The organism is Emticicia fontis (assembly GCF_054779675.1).
On the sequence record NZ_BAAGXU010000060.1, the window covers coordinates 1 to 775 of the forward strand.

Sequence of the window (775 nt, forward strand, 5' to 3'; positions counted from 1 at the left end):
TGTTGGGGCACTTGGTTGGGTTACAATCTGTAAACCTGTTACTGCGGTACTTGCTGGAGAGGTACAACTACCCACCGTACAAGTGGCCGTAATGCTATAAGTACCTACATTTGAAAGTATCAGACTTGTGCCTGTGGCTCCTGTTGACCAGTTTACTGTGCCGCCACATCCACTCGCTGTTAAGGTCAGCGTATTTGGCGCACATACTACTTTTGGATTGGGGGCAACAATCGTTGGTGCAGATGGTTGCGTTACAATCTGCAAACCTGTTACGGCTTGGCTGGCTGGGGAAGTACAACTACCAACCGTACAGGTGGCTGTAATGCTATAAGTGCCTACGCTTGAAAGTACCAGACTTGTACCCGTGGCTCCTGTTGACCAGTTTATTGTTCCGCCGCATCCACCGGCGGTTAAGGTCAAGGTATTTGGCGCACATGCTACCTTTGGATTGGGTGCAACAATCGTTGGTGCAGATGGTTGTGTTACAATCTGTAAACCTGTTACGGCTTGGCTTGATGGAGAGGTACAACTACCCACTATACAAGTGGCTGTAATGCTGTAAGTACCCACACTTGAAAGTACCAGACTTGTACCCGTTGCTCCTGTTGACCAATTAACTGTGCCACCGCATCCACTGGCGGTTAAGGTCAGCGTATTTGGCGCACATACTACTTTTGGATTGGGTGCAACAATAGTTGGTGCACTTGGTTGAGTAACAATCTGTAAACCTGTTACGGCTTGGCTGGCTGGGGAAGTGCAACTACCCACCGTACAA

Annotated in this window: 1 pseudogene; it reads right to left on the minus strand. The window is 48.9% G+C overall.

Annotated features, from left to right (window positions below):
• Positions 1-775, minus strand: a pseudogene (locus tag ACYVFA_RS23710) (gliding motility-associated C-terminal domain-containing protein); the annotation flags it as partial.